12 protein-coding genes are annotated in these 16,766 nt (G+C 61.8%); 5 read left to right on the forward strand and 7 right to left on the reverse strand.

The features are described 5' to 3' along the window. Nucleotides 1-240: 240 nt before the first annotated feature. From ACTJK7_RS02580 to ACTJK7_RS02595, 4 genes are all read right to left on the reverse strand, one after another. The gene (locus ACTJK7_RS02580; protein ID WP_323151093.1) at nucleotides 241-1,911 is read right to left on the reverse strand and encodes a bifunctional protein-serine/threonine kinase/phosphatase; all 1,671 of its coding nucleotides are present in this window, start codon (nucleotides 1,909-1,911) and stop codon (nucleotides 241-243) included. 7 nt (nucleotides 1,912-1,918) lie between these two features. Continuing rightward, entirely contained in the window at nucleotides 1,919-3,130 is a 1,212-nt protein-coding gene (locus ACTJK7_RS02585) for a nitrate/nitrite transporter (protein WP_064378752.1), read from the reverse strand. A gap of 359 nt (nucleotides 3,131-3,489) precedes the next feature. Next, nucleotides 3,490-4,065: an ANTAR domain-containing response regulator gene (locus ACTJK7_RS02590; protein ID WP_108560514.1), complete on the reverse strand. Its 576-nt coding sequence runs from the start codon at nucleotides 4,063-4,065 to the stop codon at nucleotides 3,490-3,492. Between the two features lie 15 nt (nucleotides 4,066-4,080). Further along, entirely contained in the window at nucleotides 4,081-5,292 is a 1,212-nt protein-coding gene (locus ACTJK7_RS02595; RefSeq protein ID WP_323151094.1) for a CmpA/NrtA family ABC transporter substrate-binding protein, read from the reverse strand. 222 nt (nucleotides 5,293-5,514) lie between these two features. On the opposite strand from ACTJK7_RS02595, the gene ACTJK7_RS02600 reads away from it, so the two are divergent. Beyond that, complete coding sequence (locus ACTJK7_RS02600; RefSeq protein ID WP_011333259.1) at nucleotides 5,515-6,534, forward strand: quinone-dependent dihydroorotate dehydrogenase; 1,020 nt, start codon at nucleotides 5,515-5,517, stop codon at nucleotides 6,532-6,534. A gap of 138 nt (nucleotides 6,535-6,672) precedes the next feature. Here ACTJK7_RS02600 and rmf read toward each other — a convergent pair whose 3' ends face one another. Beyond that, nucleotides 6,673-6,888: a ribosome modulation factor gene (rmf, locus tag ACTJK7_RS02605; RefSeq protein WP_003223300.1), complete on the reverse strand. Its 216-nt coding sequence runs from the start codon at nucleotides 6,886-6,888 to the stop codon at nucleotides 6,673-6,675. Nucleotides 6,889-7,418: 530 nt separating this feature from the next. Between rmf and rlmKL the strand changes: the two genes are divergently transcribed. Both rlmKL and ACTJK7_RS02615 read left to right on the forward strand, forming a co-directional pair. Further along, a complete protein-coding gene (gene rlmKL, locus ACTJK7_RS02610; RefSeq protein ID WP_011333260.1) occupies nucleotides 7,419-9,689 on the forward strand; it encodes a bifunctional 23S rRNA (guanine(2069)-N(7))-methyltransferase RlmK/23S rRNA (guanine(2445)-N(2))-methyltransferase RlmL in 2,271 nt (756 codons plus the stop codon). 146 nt (nucleotides 9,690-9,835) lie between these two features. Then, complete coding sequence (locus ACTJK7_RS02615; protein ID WP_064378755.1) at nucleotides 9,836-12,220, forward strand: sensor domain-containing diguanylate cyclase; 2,385 nt, start codon at nucleotides 9,836-9,838, stop codon at nucleotides 12,218-12,220. Between the two features lie 142 nt (nucleotides 12,221-12,362). Here the strand turns inward: ACTJK7_RS02615 and dacB are convergent, their stop codons facing one another. After that, nucleotides 12,363-13,823, reverse strand: a complete 1,461-nt coding sequence (gene dacB, locus ACTJK7_RS02620) for a D-alanyl-D-alanine carboxypeptidase/D-alanyl-D-alanine endopeptidase (RefSeq protein WP_039770010.1) — start codon at nucleotides 13,821-13,823, stop codon at nucleotides 12,363-12,365. 234 nt (nucleotides 13,824-14,057) lie between these two features. On the opposite strand from dacB, the gene ACTJK7_RS02625 reads away from it, so the two are divergent. Beyond that, nucleotides 14,058-14,402 (forward strand): YggL family protein, encoded by a 345-nt coding sequence (locus ACTJK7_RS02625; protein WP_039770011.1) that lies wholly within the window; start codon nucleotides 14,058-14,060, stop codon nucleotides 14,400-14,402. Nucleotides 14,403-14,464: 62 nt separating this feature from the next. Here the strand turns inward: ACTJK7_RS02625 and ACTJK7_RS02630 are convergent, their stop codons facing one another. Continuing rightward, nucleotides 14,465-15,655, reverse strand: coding sequence for a benzoate/H(+) symporter BenE family transporter (locus tag ACTJK7_RS02630; RefSeq protein ID WP_108560520.1), 1,191 nt, complete (start codon nucleotides 15,653-15,655; stop codon nucleotides 14,465-14,467). A 346-nt stretch (nucleotides 15,656-16,001) separates the two neighbouring features. Here ACTJK7_RS02630 and ACTJK7_RS02635 point away from each other — a divergent pair, with 346 nt between their 5' ends. Then, entirely contained in the window at nucleotides 16,002-16,766 is a 765-nt protein-coding gene (locus ACTJK7_RS02635; protein ID WP_064378756.1) for a GntR family transcriptional regulator, read from the forward strand.

The following is a 16,766-nucleotide window of genomic DNA, read 5'->3' on the forward strand; positions in this document are numbered from 1 at the left end:
ACAAAAAAGGCGTCCCGCCAGTTACCTAGCGAGGACGCCTTTGTCCTTGTCCCGTTCTCTCGGGAAGCCTGGCCTTCGTCGTTGAAGGTCGGGCTTTATGTCAGTTGAAAACGTTAATGCAGTGGTTGTGCCAAGTCGCGGCGGGCCGCGAATTTACTGGGGTAGTGCTGGAACTGGCCAGATGTTCGTTGTGGTTTTTGCACTGAATGGAAGCGGCACGCCCGTTAATGGAGCGCCGCATCAGCCATGAAACAGCAGGAACAGCAGCACCAGATTGCCCAGCAGCGCCAGTAATGCCAGTGTCCGCCAGACCTTCAGCGGCTCACGCTCCAGCAAGGGGCGAGGGCGCACATTCAGGCTGCGGCGCTCACCTTGCTCCAGAATCAGCAGCCATTCCTCGGCGGTTTCATAGCGTTGCAAAGGATCGGCCGCCACACCGCGCTCCAGGCACTGCGCCAGCCATTCCGGCAGATCCGGGCGATAGCGACCGGCACTCACCGGCACCCCGAAACGCGGGCGCTGGAAGGCTTCGATCTCGCCGTAGGGAAAATGTCCGGTGAGCAGGAAATACAAGGTCACGCCCACCGCATACAGATCCTGGTGTGTGCTGGGCGCCGCGCCTTGAAAGGCTTCTGGCGCGATGAAGCTCGGGGTTCCGGGCAAGGTCGATGGTGCGTCCTGCGACAGACCGGGGCAATACGCCAGACCGAAATCCAGCAGGCGCAACTCGCCGTCGTCCCCCAGGTGCAGGTTTTCCGGTTTGATGTCGCGGTGCAGAATCTGCCGTCGGTGTAACAGGCCGACTGCCCGCAGCAGACGTTCGGCCAGATCCTGCCACTGAGCCAGTGGCAGCGGGCCGCTTTGTGCGAACAACTGCGCCAGGGTCGTCCCTGAATATTCACGCATCACGTAGTACAAATGCTGACGCTGACCGGCGCTATGGACTTCAGGGAAGTGCCGCCCGGCGACGCGTTTGAGAAACCATTCCTCTGCCAGCAAGGCCTGACTGGCCTGGGCATCGTCTGCCAGTTGTGCAGGCAACGTCTTCAAAAGCCACGCCTGGCCCTGACCATCGAGCACGCGATACAGCAGTGATTGCTGGCTCTGACCGACAATCCCTTGCACCTGCCAGCCTTCGAATGCCTGACCCGGTTTCAACGACGTGGGCAGCGGCCATTGCTGCAAATGAATCAGCGCATCGCCAAGACTGGCCTCGCCAACAGCATCAACCCGCACCAACAGCGCACTGGCATTGTCCTGACTGCCGGCCAAGTGCGCAGCGTTGACCAGCGTTTGCGCGGCACTGTGCAGATCCGGCTGATCGCGCAGAATTCCGGCGATGGTGGTATCGCCGAGCACCGCCCACACGCCATCGCTGAGCAGCACGAAACATTCGCCGTCACGCAGTTCGCCATCGAGAAAGTCCAGCACCAGATGCTGATCCAGTCCCAATGCCCGCTTGAGCACGTGCTGCATGCCCGGTTGATCCCAGACGTGATCCTCGCTGATCCGTTGCAAGGTCTCGGCGTGCCAGCGATAGACTCGGCAATCGCCTACGTGGGCCAAGGTAAATCGCCGGCCGCGCAGTACCAGCACACTGACCGTGGTGAGCAGCGGCTGACCGCCACCGTTGGCCTGCAACCAACGGTTTTGCGCGAGCAGCAGACGATCGAGGGCCTGGGCCACGCTCCAGGTTTCCGGAGTGGCGTAATAGTCCAGTGCCAGCGCCTGCAAGGTCGAACGTGCGGCCAGCCCGCCATCGGCGCACTGGCTCACGCCGTCGGCAATGGCGAACAGAAAGCCTTTGCTGGCAGCCAGCGCCGGGGCCGGCGTGACCAGGCGCAAGGCGTCCTGATTTTCCGCGCGGGGGCCGGTGGCGCTGGCTTCGGCGAAGCTCAGTTGCAGAGCCATTCGGGCCTCAGACCCGAGCAGCGGTCACGGCCGCCGAACCCCAGGTGGTTCTCCAGCGACGTTTGACCCCGTGCAGGCCGAACCACGCCAGCACGCCAAGGCTGGCGAACAACCACAGCGCCAGTTGATAGCTGCCGGTGCTCTGTTTGATCGCGCCCATGCCTGCCGCCAGGGCAAAACCGCCGATGCCGCCGGCCATGCCGATCAGCCCGGTCATCACGCCGATTTCGCGCCGGAAACGTTGCGGCACCAGTTGGAACACCGCGCCATTACCTGCGCCGAGACCGAGCATGGTGCAGACGAAAAGTGCCAGCGCCGCGTAGGAACTTGGCAGGTTGAAACCGACCGCCGCGATACAAACTGCGGCGACCGTGTACATCGCCAAAAGCGTGCGAATACCACCGAATCGGTCAGCCAGTGCGCCACCGAGGGGACGCATCAGGCTGCCGCCGAAGACGCAGGCGGCGGTGTAGTAACCGGCGGTCACCGGGCTCAGGCCGTATTGATCGTTGAAGTAGCCGGGCAGGGCGCTGGCCAGGCCGATGAAGCCGCCGAAGGTGACGCTGTAGAAAAACATGAACCACCAGCTGTCGCGATCACCCAAAGCCTTGAAGTAGTCGGCCATGGCTTTGGCTTTTGGTCGCTCCGGCGCGTTTTTCGCCAGCCAGGCGAACAGCACCAGGGTCAGGATCAACGGGATCAGGGCGAACCCGAATACATTGCTCCAGCCAAACGCCGCCGCCAGCACCGGGGCGATCAGTGCCGCGAATACGGTGCCAGAGTTGCCGGCACCGGCGATGCCCATCGCCTTGCCCTGATGCTCCGGCGGATACCACTGCGAGGCCAGCGGCAGGGCCACGGCGAACGAGGCGCCGGCCATACCGAGGAACAAACCGAGCAGCAGGGCCTGTTCATAACTGTGGATGCCCAGTTTCCAGGCACCGAACAGCGCACAGATCACGATCACCTGGCCAATCAGCCCGGCGGTTTTCGGCGACAGGCGATCGGCGAGCATGCCCATCGCAAAACGCAGTACCGCGCCGGCCAGAATCGGCGTGGCGACCACAAGACCGCGCTGCTGGGTAGTCAGGTGCAGATCGCCAGCAATCTGCACCGCCAGCGGGCCGAGCAGGTACCAGACCATGAAGCTCAGGTCGAAATACAGGAAGGCCGCGAACAGGGTCGGGGTGTGGCCGGATTTCCAGAAGCTTTTATTCATCGCGCACCTCAGCGGTAGAGAATCTCGAGAAGGAGTCAGAACCAGCACAGTGGGGCGCCGCCACGGCCGCACCACCGGCCCCGTTCGATGGGGCCAAAACGCAAAAACGCCGCTACCCGGATCGCCGAAAGGGGCGAAGAAGGTGAGCGACGTCTTTGTCGTAGGTGGGGCAACCGCCGTTGGTTACCTGTAGGGATTACTTAGCGAGATTTGTGCCAATAGTCTGAAACCGCGTTGCGGCCAATCGCGGGCAAGCCCGCTCCCACAGGTTCTGCATTAATCACAGACACTGTGTACGACAAGGAAACCTGTGGGAGCTGGCTTGCCAGCGATGGGGCCTTCAGAGGCTCCACGAAACTTCAGCCGAGCAACTCGCTCATCGCGATGATCTGCTCCGCCACCTGAATCAGTTTCTGCTGGCGGCTCATGGCCTGGCGGCGCATCAGGGTGTAGGCCTCTTCTTCGGTGCAGTCCTTCATTTTCATCAGCAGTCCTTTGGCCAGTTCGATGCGCTTGCGCTCGGCCAGTTGCTGGTCGCGGGCCTGAAGCTGGGCGCGCAAGGCCTGGTCGCTTTCGAAGCGGGCCATGGCCACATCGAGAATCGGCTGCAAGCGTTGTGCGTGAATGCCCTCGACGATGTAGGCACTGACCCCGGACTTGATCGCCTGACGCATCACGCCGGGGTCATGTTCGTCGGTGAACATCACGATCGGCCGGGGCTGGTCGCGGCTGACCAGCACCACTTGCTCCATCACATCGCGGCTCGGTGACTCGGTATCGATCAGGATCACGTCCGGACGCACCGTTTCGACGCGCGCCGGCAAGTCGATGGTCAGGCCCGACTCGTCGATCACCTCGAAACCGGCCTCGGTCAGCGCGGCTTTCAGGCGCCCGACTTTTTTCGCGGTGTCGTTGATCAGCAGAATGCGCAGCATGTTCGCGGTCTCCTGTCAGCGCTGGGCGAGAAGGGGGGCGCTGTCGCTCAGCGCATGGAGCTTGAAGCTTCGGGCGTAGGCGGCAGGATCGCTGCCGTCCCAGATTTTGCCGTCGATCAACTGGCTGCTGCGCATGTCCTTGCCCCAGGCTGCGACGCCCACAGCAATCGCCGCGTCGCGATAGATCTCCAGTTGTTGCACCTGCCGGGCGACGGCGAGGTAATCCGGGTCATCGCGCAGCAAACCCCAACGGCGGAACTGGGTCATGAACCACATGCCATCCGAGAGGTACGGCAGATTCACCGCGCCATCGCCGTGAAAGCGCAGGGCGTGCGGGTCCTGCCAGCGATTGCCCAGGCCATCGTCGTAGTCGCCGAGAAAGCGTGGTTCGATGCAGGACACCGGAGCGTCGAGGTATTCCGGGGCGCTCAGCAACTGCGCAGTGCTGCGGCGGTTTTCCGGGCTTTCTTCGATGAAACGGCTGGCTTCGAGGATCGCCATCACCAGCGCGCGGGCGGTGTTGGGGTATTGCTCGACGAAGGCGCGGGTGCAGCCGAGAACTTTCTCCGGATGATCGGGCCAGATGGTCTGGCTGGTCGCCAGCGTGAAACCGAGATCCTGCTGCACGGCGCTGGCCGCCCACGGTTCGCCCACGCAGAGGCCATCAATGCGTCCGGCCTGCAAGTGCGCGACCATTTGCGGCGGCGGCACCACCACGCTGTCGACATCCTGCAACGGATGAATGCCCTGGCTCGCCAGCCAGTAATACAGCCACATGGCATGGGTGCCGGTCGGGAAAGTCTGGGCGAAGGTCAGTTTTGCGCGGGTTTGGTGCACATGGTGGTGCAGCGCTTCAGGACCGGTCACGCCCAGGCCCTGCAAGCCGTGGGACAGGTTGAGGCTCTGGCCGTTCTGGTTCAGACCCATCAACACCGCCATGTCGGTCGACGCGATGCCGCCGATGCCCAGATGCACTGCGTAGATCAGGCCGTAAAGGCTGTGGGCGGCATCGAGTTCACCGCTGACCAGATTGTCCCGCAGGTTGGCCCAGGAACTCTGGCGTTTGAGATTCAGGGTCAACCCGTAAGGCTGAGCAAAGCCCTGGGTGGCGGCGACCACCAGCGAGGCGCAGTCGCTCAGGGCCATGAAGCCCAGGTTGATCGCACTTTTTTCCGGGGCATCGCTGCCGTTGACCCAGGCCAGCGGCCCGGCGGAGGTTTGAGTCATGAAAGCCACCCTCAAAAAAAACGCCGTCCCAGGCTTTGCCCGCGCAAAACCGAGAGACGACGCCATTGTCCTTGCTTGCACGCCACCATTGGCCTGCAGGCTGATGCCGAGGAAGGTGCAAGGCATATGCCATGCGCACCGATTTACCCGTGCGCCTCGCGCGGTGGGGCGATGCCCGGCTATAATCGCCGCCTCTTTTCGCCGCCCGAGTCATAGCCGCCCATGTACACCCTGGCCCGTCAGCTGTTGTTCAAACTTTCCCCGGAAACCTCCCACGATCTGTCGCTGGATCTGATCGGCGCGGGCGGGCGTTTGGGCCTCAACGGTTTGCTGTGCAAGGCCCCGGCGTCGCTGCCGGTGAATGTCATGGGCTTGCAATTCCCAAATCCTGTGGGGCTGGCGGCCGGTCTGGACAAGAACGGCGCGGCCATCGACGGCTTCGCGCAACTGGGTTTCGGTTTTGTCGAAATCGGCACCGTGACTCCGCGCCCGCAGCCGGGCAACCCGAAACCACGGATTTTCCGTCTGCCGGAAGCCGAGGCGATCATCAACCGCATGGGGTTCAACAACCTCGGTGTGGATAACCTGCTGGCGCGGGTGGCGGCGGCCAAATACAAGGGCGTGCTGGGGATCAACATCGGCAAGAACTTCGACACCCCGGTCGAGCGCGCTGTAGACGACTACCTGATCTGCCTGGACAAGGTCTACGCCCACGCCAGTTACGTCACGGTCAACGTCAGCTCGCCGAACACTCCGGGCCTGCGCAGCCTGCAATTTGGTGACTCGCTCAAGCAATTGCTGGCGGACCTGGCCACGCGCCGCGCCGAACTGGCCCTGCGCCACGGCAAGCATGTACCGCTGGCGATCAAGATCGCGCCGGACATGACCGACGAAGAAACCGCGCAAGTCGCCCAGGCGCTGATCGAAACCGGGATGGACGCGGTAATCGCCACCAACACCACCCTCAGCCGCGTGGGCGTCGAAGGCATGGAACATGGTGACGAGGCGGGCGGTCTGTCCGGCGCGCCAGTGCGTGAAAAGAGTACCCATACCGTGAAAGTGCTGGCATCCGAGCTGGGCGGCAAGCTGCCGATCATCGCGGCGGGCGGTATCACCGAAGGCAAGCATGCGGCCGAGAAGATCGCTGCCGGCGCGAGCCTGGTGCAGATCTACTCCGGCTTCATCTACAAGGGCCCGGCGCTGATCCGCGAGTCCGTGGACGCGATCGCCGCCAAGCGCTGATTTGCGGATTTAAAAGGCAGGCATAAAAAAGGGCTCCTCGAAGGAGCCCCTGGGCCGTAGCCCGCCGTCCGGGAAGGACGTGCATGGTGATCAGGTCGTTACGAAATCAGATTGTCGTGTCGCAATAAGTGCCCTGTGTCAGCCGACGGCGTGAAGTTCGTTGAGTCTGTGGATTCCCGCAGTGCCGGTCATACCGTCCCAGTTGTCGCCGCGTCCTTCTCGCCAGCCGTTGATCCAGGCTTGACGTACCGACGGTAGAGTAAATGGGCAAAGCTCACGGGATTTGCCACCAACGCCATATTGATATCCGCGCAAAAATGCTCTTTCCAACGGATCACGCTTAAGTCTTCTCATAGGGTGTTTCCCTCACTTGTTGACTGTTTTTGTCGCGTCGACCTCAACTGAGGTCTGGCAGAAAAACTCTGCCGTTGGCGGCTCGCTGCCGGCGTGGCGAGCCAAGGTGTTGACGCCGTTGCGACGTCAACCTGTGTCCAGTTCTAACCAATGAGTCACATCGATGGAATGACCGTTTTGTCATAAGGACGTAACGAAAAAGATGCTATGGCCATAAGTAACCGCGTATTTATCCAGCGTCTGTTGGCCAAACCCCGGTATGATCGGCCCCGCGCTGGATGATGAGGTTAATCCTTTAGTGAGAATGACCCACGTTTACGCTGGGGTACTATTCGACGAAGGGTTGCTTTGAGTCATTTTGTTGCTTCAACTTTTTTATCTGTCCCGGCATCTAAGCTCTTTTAACCCGAGCAGCGGGGATGGAACGGCACACCTTCGTGCCACGCGGGCGCTCTTGTAGAAAAGCGCCTGATTGAAAACCGGATCGGCAATGCGTTGCCGGTTCATCAGCCAAAGGCTCTGGAAAAACCATGTCCGACCGTTTCGAACTCTTCCTCACTTGCCCCAAAGGCCTTGAAGGCCTGCTCATCGAGGAAGCCGTCGGGCTTGGCCTTGAAGAGGCCCGCGAACACACTTCCGCCGTGCGTGGCATGGCGACCATGGAAACCGCTTATCGCCTGTGCCTCTGGTCGCGTCTGGCCAACCGGGTGCTGTTGGTGCTCAAGCGCTTCCCGATGAAAAACGCTGAAGACCTGTACCACGGCGTACTCGACGTCGACTGGCAGGATCACATGCTGGCCGACGGCACCCTGGCCGTGGAGTTCAGCGGTCATGGTTCGGGCATCGACAACACTCACTTCGGCGCCCTGAAGGTCAAGGACGCCATCGTCGACAAACTGCGCACCCCGCAGGGCGACCGCCCGAGCATCGACAAGCTCAATCCGGACCTGCGCATTCACCTGCGCCTGGATCGCGGCGAAGCGATTCTGTCCCTCGACCTCTCCGGCCACAGCCTGCACCAGCGCGGTTACCGCTTGCAGCAGGGCGCTGCGCCGCTGAAGGAGAACCTTGCAGCCGCGATCCTGATCCGTTCCGGCTGGCCGCGCATTGCCGCCGAAGGTGGCGCGCTGGCTGACCCGATGTGCGGTGTCGGTACGTTCCTGGTCGAAGCCGGCATGATCGCCGCCGACATGGCGCCGAACCTGCGTCGCGAACAGTGGGGCTTCACCGCCTGGCTCGGTCACGTACCGGCGCTGTGGAAAAAGCTCCATGAAGAAGCCGTCGAGCGTGCTGCTGCCGGTCTGGCCAAGCCGCCGCTGTGGATTCGTGGTTATGAAGCCGACCCACGGCTGATCCAGCCGGGCCGCAACAACGTCGAACGCGCCGGCCTGAGCGAGTGGATCAAGATCTATCAGGGCGAAGTGGCGACCTTCGAGCCGCGTCCGGACCAGAACCAGAAAGGCTTGGTCATCTGCAACCCGCCGTACGGCGAGCGTCTGGGTGATGAAGCCAGCCTGTTGTACCTCTACCAGAACCTTGGCGAGCGTCTGCGTCAGGCCTGCCTGAACTGGGAAGCGGCGGTGTTCACCGGCGCGCCGGACCTGGGCAAGCGCATGGGCATCCGCAGCCACAAGCAGTATTCGTTCTGGAACGGTGCGTTGCCGTGCAAGCTGCTGTTGATCAAAGTCCTGCCGGATCAGTTCGTCACCGGCGAGCGCCGCACCCCGGAACAACGTCAGGCCGAGCGCGAGCAAGCCGCTTACGACCAGACGCCGAACGAGCCGCAGGAGCGCAAGTTCAACAAGAACGGCAACCCGATCAAACCGACGCCGGCCCCGGCGCCAGTGATCGAGCAACCGCGCCTGAGCGAAGGCGGGCAGATGTTTGCCAACCGCCTGCAAAAGAACCTCAAGGCCATGAGCAAGTGGGTCAAGCGTGAAGGCATCGATTGCTACCGCGTCTACGATGCGGACATGCCGGAATACGCCATGGCCATCGATCTGTACCACGACTGGGTGCACGTTCAGGAATACGCCGCGCCGAAGTCGATCGACCCGGAAAAGGCCTCGATCCGCATGTTCGACGCCCTGGCGGCCATTCCGCAGGCGCTGAACATCGACAAGAGCCGCGTGGTGGTCAAGCGCCGGGAGCGTCAGAGCGGCACCAAACAGTACGAGCGTCAGGCCGCCCAGGGCAAGTTCAATGAAGTGACCGAGGGCGGCGTGAAGTTGCTGGTCAACCTCACCGACTATCTCGACACCGGGCTGTTCCTCGATCACCGGCCGATGCGTATGCGGATCCAGAAAGAGGCCGCCGGCAAGCGCTTCCTCAACCTGTTCTGCTACACCGCGACCGCCAGCGTGCACGCAGCCAAGGGCGGCGCGCGCAGCACCACCAGTGTCGACCTGTCGAAAACCTACCTCGACTGGGCGCGCCGCAACCTGTCGCTCAACGGTTTCTCCGACAAGAACCGTCTGGAGCAGGGCGACGTGATGGCGTGGCTGGAAAACTGCCGCGAAGAGTACGACCTGATCTTCATCGATCCGCCGACCTTCTCCAACTCCAAGCGCATGGAAGGCATCTTCGACGTGCAGCGAGATCAGGTGCAGTTGATCGACCTGGCCATGGCCCGACTGGCGAGCGGTGGGGTGTTGTATTTCTCCAACAACTTCCGCAAGTTCCAGCTTGAAGACAACCTGGCCGAGCGCTACGCGGTCGAGGAAATCACCGCCAGCACCATCGACCCGGATTTCGCCCGTAACGGCAAGATCCACCGCGCCTGGAAAATCACGGCTCGTTGACACTTTGCAAAATTGGATCCACAGAGCCTTGATTTTTAAAGGCTCTTGGATCCGTTCAGAGCTAGCCAAATTAGTGGCTAATAGCTATAACTCACACACGGCCGATGGGGTTTTTCCCGCAGATGCTGACGTAGTGAGTGGCTTTTATGTCGTTGCACCCCGTGCGCCCGAAGATATTGGGTTTTATCAGCGAAGACGTCTCGGCCTGGCTGGTCGGGGTGCTGGTATTGCTCGCCGGCGGAATTCTTACGGGGCTGCTCGCCTGGGGCACCCTCAATCAGTTTCACAGCCAGTTGCGCCAACGCTTTCAGCTGCTGGCCAACGAACGCTATAGCCGCATCGAAGAACGTTTTCAGGATCAGGAGCAGCGTCTCGATGGCCTGCGCCGGTTCTTCGCCAACTCCGAATCGGTGTCCCGCGCCGAATTCGACGGTTACACCCATCCTCTATTGCTGCGCACCCAGGCTTATTCGTTTGCCTTGAGGGTGAGCGGTGCCGAACGTGCCGCCTTCGAGCAGCGCGTGCGAGATGAGGGCCTGAGCACCTTCAGCGTGCGCGAACTCAATGCGCGCGGCGAACTGCAACTGGCCTCGGCCCGCGATGAGTACGTCGTCGTGGTGTACAGCCAGACCCAGAGCCGGCTCGGTTCTCCGCTGGGTTACGACTTGCTGGCTCAGCCGTTGCGCCGCTCGACCCTGGAGCGCGCCGACCAGCTTCGCAGTCTGGCAGTGTCGCAGCCGATGCATCTGGTCGGTATCGAGCCGGCATACGCACGCGGCGTATTGCTGGTGGCACCTGTGTTACGCGAAGGCGAGCCCAGATCATACGGCTACGTGATGGCTGTCATCAGCATGCGTCAGCTGCTGGCAGACGGCTTGCCGGATGCATTTCATGACTATCTGTCGGTGCGCATCCTCGATCTGTCCACCACTGATCAGCATGAAGTGCTGTTCGAATCGACCAATGAACCGGCGCAGAGTGATCTGTCGGCGACCCGGCTGGTGCGCATGGCCGATCACGACTATCAGGTAGATATCCTGCCCAGCGAAGCGTTCATGCAGGCCAACCATTCGTCGGTGGGCAGCGTAGTGGTGCTGGGCGGGTTGCTCAGTCTGCTGCTGAGCGCGCTGCTTTATGTGCTGGTCAGCCAGCGCCAGCGTGCGTTGCGCATGGTCGAGTTGCGCACTCAGGAACTGCATGAGCGCGAGCAGGAACTGCGCGGCACCCACGGTCAGTTGCGCGGGGTGCTCAACGCGGCGACCCAGGTTGCAATCATCGCCACCGACCTGCGCGGAGTGATCAACACTTTCAACCCCGGTGCCGAGCAGATGCTCGGTTATCACAGCAACGAAGTGGTCGGCCACATGACCCTGGAAAACCTGCACTTTCCCCGGGAACTGGTGGCCCGCGCGGCGGAACTCAGCGCCCGTTATGGCAAGGCCATTCCGACCTGTCAGGCGATGCTGGTGGAGGGCGGCGAAGTCGGCGGGCACGAAGCGCGGGAATGGACGCTGGTGCGCAAGGATGGCAGCCACCTGCCGGTGAACATGTTGGCCACCCCGGTGCTGGACGAACAAGGGCTGTGGGTCGGCCATCTGGCGATCTGCATCGACATCACCGAGCGCAAGCGCGTGCATGAAGCCCTGGCCGCGCGGGACGTGCTGTTGAAGAAGCTCAGTGCCCACGTTCCCGGCGGGATCTATCAATTCAAAATGGAGTTCGACGGACGCTTCAGCGTGATCTACGCCAGCGACGGTATCCGCGAGATCTATGAGCTGGAGCCGGACGTGCTGCTGCTCAACGCCGAAGCGATCTTCACCCGCATCCACCCGCAGGATGTCAGCCGCGTGCGCAAGTCGATCCGTGCTTCGGCGGACAATCTCAGCCCATGGCGTGAGGAGTATCGTGTGCAATTGCCCGAGCGTGGCCTGCGCTGGGTTCGCGGCGAGGCGACGCCGGAGGAACTGCCGGGCGGCGGGGTGCTGTGGCATGGCTATATTTCGGATATTTCCGACCTGAAACGGGTGGAAGAAGAGCTGCGCGCGCTGTCGGTGACCGATTCCCTGACCGGCATTCACAACCGGCGCTATTTCCAGGAGCGCCTGACCACCGAAATGGCCCGGGTCGAGCGCGGCGGAGGCGAGTTGTCGGTGATCATGCTCGACATCGACCACTTCAAGCGGATCAACGATCAGTACGGTCATGCGGTGGGCGACCGCGTGTTGCAGGCGGTCTGCGAGCGCATCGGTCACCGGCTGCGGCGTACCGACGTGTTCTGCCGCTTGGGTGGCGAAGAGTTCATGGTGTTGTGCCCGGACATCGACGGCGATCACGCCCACATGCTGGCCGAGGAGTTATGGCACAGCCTGCGCAGTGCACCGATCGACGTGGTGGGGGTGGTGACGGCCAGTTTCGGGATTGCCAGCTGGCGACCGGGTGAGGGCGCGGACGCGCTGTTGCTGCGGGCGGATTCCGGGGTGTATGCGGCGAAGCAGGGCGGACGGGATCGGGTCGAGCGGCAGATGAACTGAGCCCCTCTGCCACCTGATCGTTCCCACGCTCTGCGTGGGAATGCCTCCGGGGACGCTCCGCGTCCAGTGACGCAGAGCGTCACGGGCTGTATTCCCACGCGGACGGTTCGACGCCTCGACGTGGGAACAATCATTTAATGGGTTACAGAACCGAAGCAGTCTGCGGCGTCCGCGGCTGTTTATAGAGATCCAGCAGTACCTGATCCAGCACCGACGACGCGCCGAACGGGGCCTTGTCGTTGAGGATCGCCACCACCGCCCAGGTGTTGCCGTTGACGTCGCGGCTGAAGCCGGCGATTGCCCGTACCGTGTTCAGGGTGCCGGTCTTGACGTGAGCTTCGCCGCGCATCGCGGTGGTCTTCAGGCGTTTGCGCATGGTGCCGTCAGTGCCCGCGATCGGCAGCGAGCTGATGTACTCGGCAGCATATGGGCTGTGCCAGGCCGCTTGCAGCATGTTGGCCATTTCCCGGGCGCTGACCCGCTCGGAACGCGACAGACCGGAACCGTTCTCCATCACCAGATGCGGCGCGGTGATGCCTTTCTTCGCCAGCCACTGACGCACCACGCGTTGCGCGGCTTTGGCGTCATCGCCGTCGGCGTCGTTGCGGAATTTCTGGCCCAGGCTCAGGAACAGCTGCTGAGCCATGGTGTTGTTACTGTATTTGTTGATGTCGCGGATGATTTCCGCCAGATCCGGCGAGAACGCACGGGCCAGCACTTTCGCGCTGCTCGGGGTCGGGGCCAGACGATCCTTGCCCTGGATGCTGCCGCCCAACTCTTTCCAGATCGCCCGCACGGCGCCGGCGGTGTAGGTCGCATGGTCGAGCAGCGACAGGTAAGTCTGCGAGCTGCAGCCTTCGCCCAACTGGCCGGCCACGGTCACGGTCACGCTGCCATCGGCCTGCGGCACAGGGTTGTAGCGCACGCCGCCGGTGCATTGTTTGGAGTTGAGCGCTTTGACAGTGTTTTCGATGTTGATGCTGGCAATCGGCGGTTCGACCGAGATCAGCACCCGGCCATTGTCGTTGCGGGCCACGAAACGCAGGGCCTTGAGGTTGACCAGCAGCGAATCCGGCTTGACCAGGAACGGCTTGTTCTCGTCGTTGCCGTCATCGTTGAATTCCGGCAGTTGCGGCTGCACGAAGAAGCTGCGGTCGAGCACCAGATCACCGGTGACCTGGGTCACGCCGTTGGCACGCAGGTCGCGCATCAGCAGCCAGAGTTTTTCCATGTTCAGCTTCGGATCGCCGCCGCCCTTGAGGTAGAGGTTGCCGTTGAGGATCCCGCCGTTCAGGTCGCCGTCGGTGTAGAACTCGGTTTTCCACTGATGATTGGGGCCGAGCATTTCCAGCGCTGCGTAGGTGGTGACCAGTTTCATGGTCGAGGCCGGGTTGACCGACACGTCGGCGTTGTACACGGTCGGCGTGCCCGGGCCGTCCAGCGGCACCATCACCAGCGACAGGGCAGTGGGCTGCAGCTTGCTGGCCTTGAGGGCTTTTTCGACGTTGGGGGTCAGGGCGGTGTTGATGGTGGCAGCGGAGACGGGCAAGGCCAGCGGCAGAAGAAGACCGGCCAGGAGCAGAGGACGCAACGATTTGATCATATGAAATAAAACCCTACAGCCGAGGGGAAAAAAGACGAGGACATGGATAAAAAGGCCCTCAGTGGTCATGAAAGTGTCGGCATTATGCCCCAAGGTGCAACAGCTTGGGCCTTTCGCAAGGGCGCCAATTCGTTATTTTTTTACAGGCGGTCGCACGCACGTCCCGGATAGGCGGGCAATCGCCGGCTTAAACTGGTAAAGTGCCGGCCGTAATTACTTAAGAGGATTGTTCCAATGGCGACTAACCGTTCCCAGCGTCTGCGCAAAAAACTGTGCGTCGATGAATTTCAAGAGCTGGGTTTCGAACTGAACCTGGGCTTCAAAGAAGACCTGTCCGAAGAAGCCATTGACGCTTTCCTCGAAGCATTCATCAAAGAAGCCATGGAAGCCAACGGTCTGGGCTATGTCGGCGGCGACGACTTCGGTCTGGTTTGCCTGCAGAAGCGTGGCTCGGTCACCGAAGAGCAGCGCGCTGCTGTGGAAGCCTGGCTGAAAACCCGCTCCGAGCTGACCAGCACTGAAATCAGCCCGCTGCTGGACGTCTGGTATCCGGAAAAGCCGATCAACGCGGCCAAGTGATACTGAAAAAAAACGGCGACCCGAGGGTCGCCGTTTTTTTATGCCTGCTTTTTAACCAGGCCTCAGGCCTTGCGCCAGTTGAGGATCAGCAAGGTCAGCACCCCCGCGACAATCCCCCAGAACGCCGAACCGATGGAAAACAGCGTCAGCCCCGACGCCGTGACCATGAAGGTGATCAGCGCCGCTTCCCGTTCCTTCACCTCGGTCATGGCGATGCTCAAGCCGTTGATGATCGAGCCGAAAAGCGCCAGTGCTGCAATCGACAGCACCAGTTCCTTGGGCAGCGCGGCGAACAGTGCCGCCAGCGTGGCGCCGAACACCCCGGCAATCCCGTAGAAAATCCCGCACCACACCGCAGCGGTGTAGCGTTTGTTGCGATCCTCATGGGCATGGGGCCCGGTGCAGATCGCCGCGCTGATGGCCGCCAGGTTGATGCCGTGGGAACCGAACGGCGCCAGCAACAGAGAAGCGATGCCGGTGGAGGTGATCAGCGGCGAGGCCGGGACGTTGTAGCCATCGGCGCGCAACACGGCGATGCCGGGCATGTTTTGCGAGGTCATGGCTACAACAAACAGCGGGATGCCGATGCTGATGGTCGCAGCCAGAGAAAAGTGCGGCGTGGTCCAGACCGGTGTCGCCACTTCCAGATGAAAGCCGCTGAAGTCCAGCAGCCCCATGAAGCCCGACAGCGCGGTGCCGATCAGCAGCGCGGCGAGCACCGCATAGCGTGGCGACAGGCGTTTGACGATGAGATAAGTGAAGAACATCCCCAACACCAGGCCGGTACGGTGTTGTGCGGCGACGAAGATTTCGCTGCCGATCTTGAACAGAATCCCCGCCAGCAGCGCGGCGGCGAGGGAGGCCGGGATCTTTTTCACCAGCCGTTCGAAGCTGCCGGTCAGGCCGCAAATGGTCACCAGCACCGCGCAGGTGATGTAGGCGCCGATGGCTTCGCCGTAGGTAACGCCGCCGAGGCTGGTGATCAGCAGCGCCGCGCCGGGTGTCGACCAGGCAATCGTGATTGGCGTGCGATAGCGCAGCGACAGGCCGATCGAACACACCGCCATGCCGATGGAGATCGCCCAGATCCACGACGAAATCTGCCCGGTGGTCAGGCCGGCCGCCTGTCCGGCCTGGAACATCAGCACCAGCGAACTGGTGTAGCCGGTCATCATCGCGATGAACCCGGCAACAATGGCGGAGGGCGATGTGTCCGCCAGCGGGCGCAGTCGGGTGTGGGTGATTTCGTTCATGACAGGGGTATTCCTTGTACCAATGAAGATATTTGCTGCTACGCGAAACCCTTGTGGGAGCGGGCTTGCTCGCGATGACGGCGGAACAGTCGACATTGGAGTTGAATGTCCAACCGCTATCGCGAGCAAGCTCGCTCCCACAGGGATCGCGGATTCTGCGATCAAGCCTAAACTCAAACGTAACGGAGCGTTGCAATACAGCCGTAGCCACAAACAGCCGTACAGTCGTGTTGCCACCTTCCATTGTGTACAATCGCGCTGTTTTTTACGCGATACTTGCCAGCGACCTACTGTGCCGTATTACAGTCACGGTCAATTCGCCGCGTTCTTCCCGACTCGAGTGCCCATGAACGAACAGTTGCAACCCCTCAAGAAACAACCGCGAGCAGGCAAAGCCGGCCGCAGCGGAACCCAGGACGATATTGTCTATGCGCATATCTTCGAGGCCATCCTCGAACAACGCCTGGCGCCCGGCACCAAGTTGAGCGAAGAAGCGCTGGGGGAAATTTTCGGGGTCAGCCGCACCATCATTCGCCGCGCGCTCTCGCGTCTGGCCCATGAAGGCGTGGTGCTGTTGCGGCCGAACCGTGGCGCGGTCGTCGCCAGCCCGAGCGTCGAAGAAGCGCGTCAGGTGTTCCTCGCCCGGCGTCTGGTGGAACGCGCGATCACTGAACTGGCGGTGCAGCACGCCACGGCCGAGCAGATCGCCGAACTGCGCCAGATGGTCAACGACGAGCGCGACAGCTTCTCCCGTGGCGATCGCGGTGCCGGCATCCGTCTCTCGGGTGAATTCCACCTGAAACTGGCCGAAGCGGCGAAGAACGCGCCGTTGATCAGTTTCCAGCGCAGCCTGGTTTCGCAGACCTCGCTGATCATTGCCCAATATGAAAGCGGCAACCGTTCGCACTGTTCCTACGATGAGCACACTCAGTTGATCGACGCCATCGAAGCGCGCAACGGCGAGCTGGCAGTGGACTTGATGATGCATCACATGGATCACATCGACAGCAAGCTCAACCTCGACGAGGAAAGCGCTTCGGACGATCTGCATGCAGTGTTCTCACATCTGTTGCAGACCAAGAAGCCGGGGCGGCCGGCGGCCAAGCTCTAA

It is taken from the genome of Pseudomonas sp. 22085, from assembly GCF_052045815.1.
Taxonomy (GTDB): domain Bacteria; phylum Pseudomonadota; class Gammaproteobacteria; order Pseudomonadales; family Pseudomonadaceae; genus Aquipseudomonas; species Aquipseudomonas glycinae.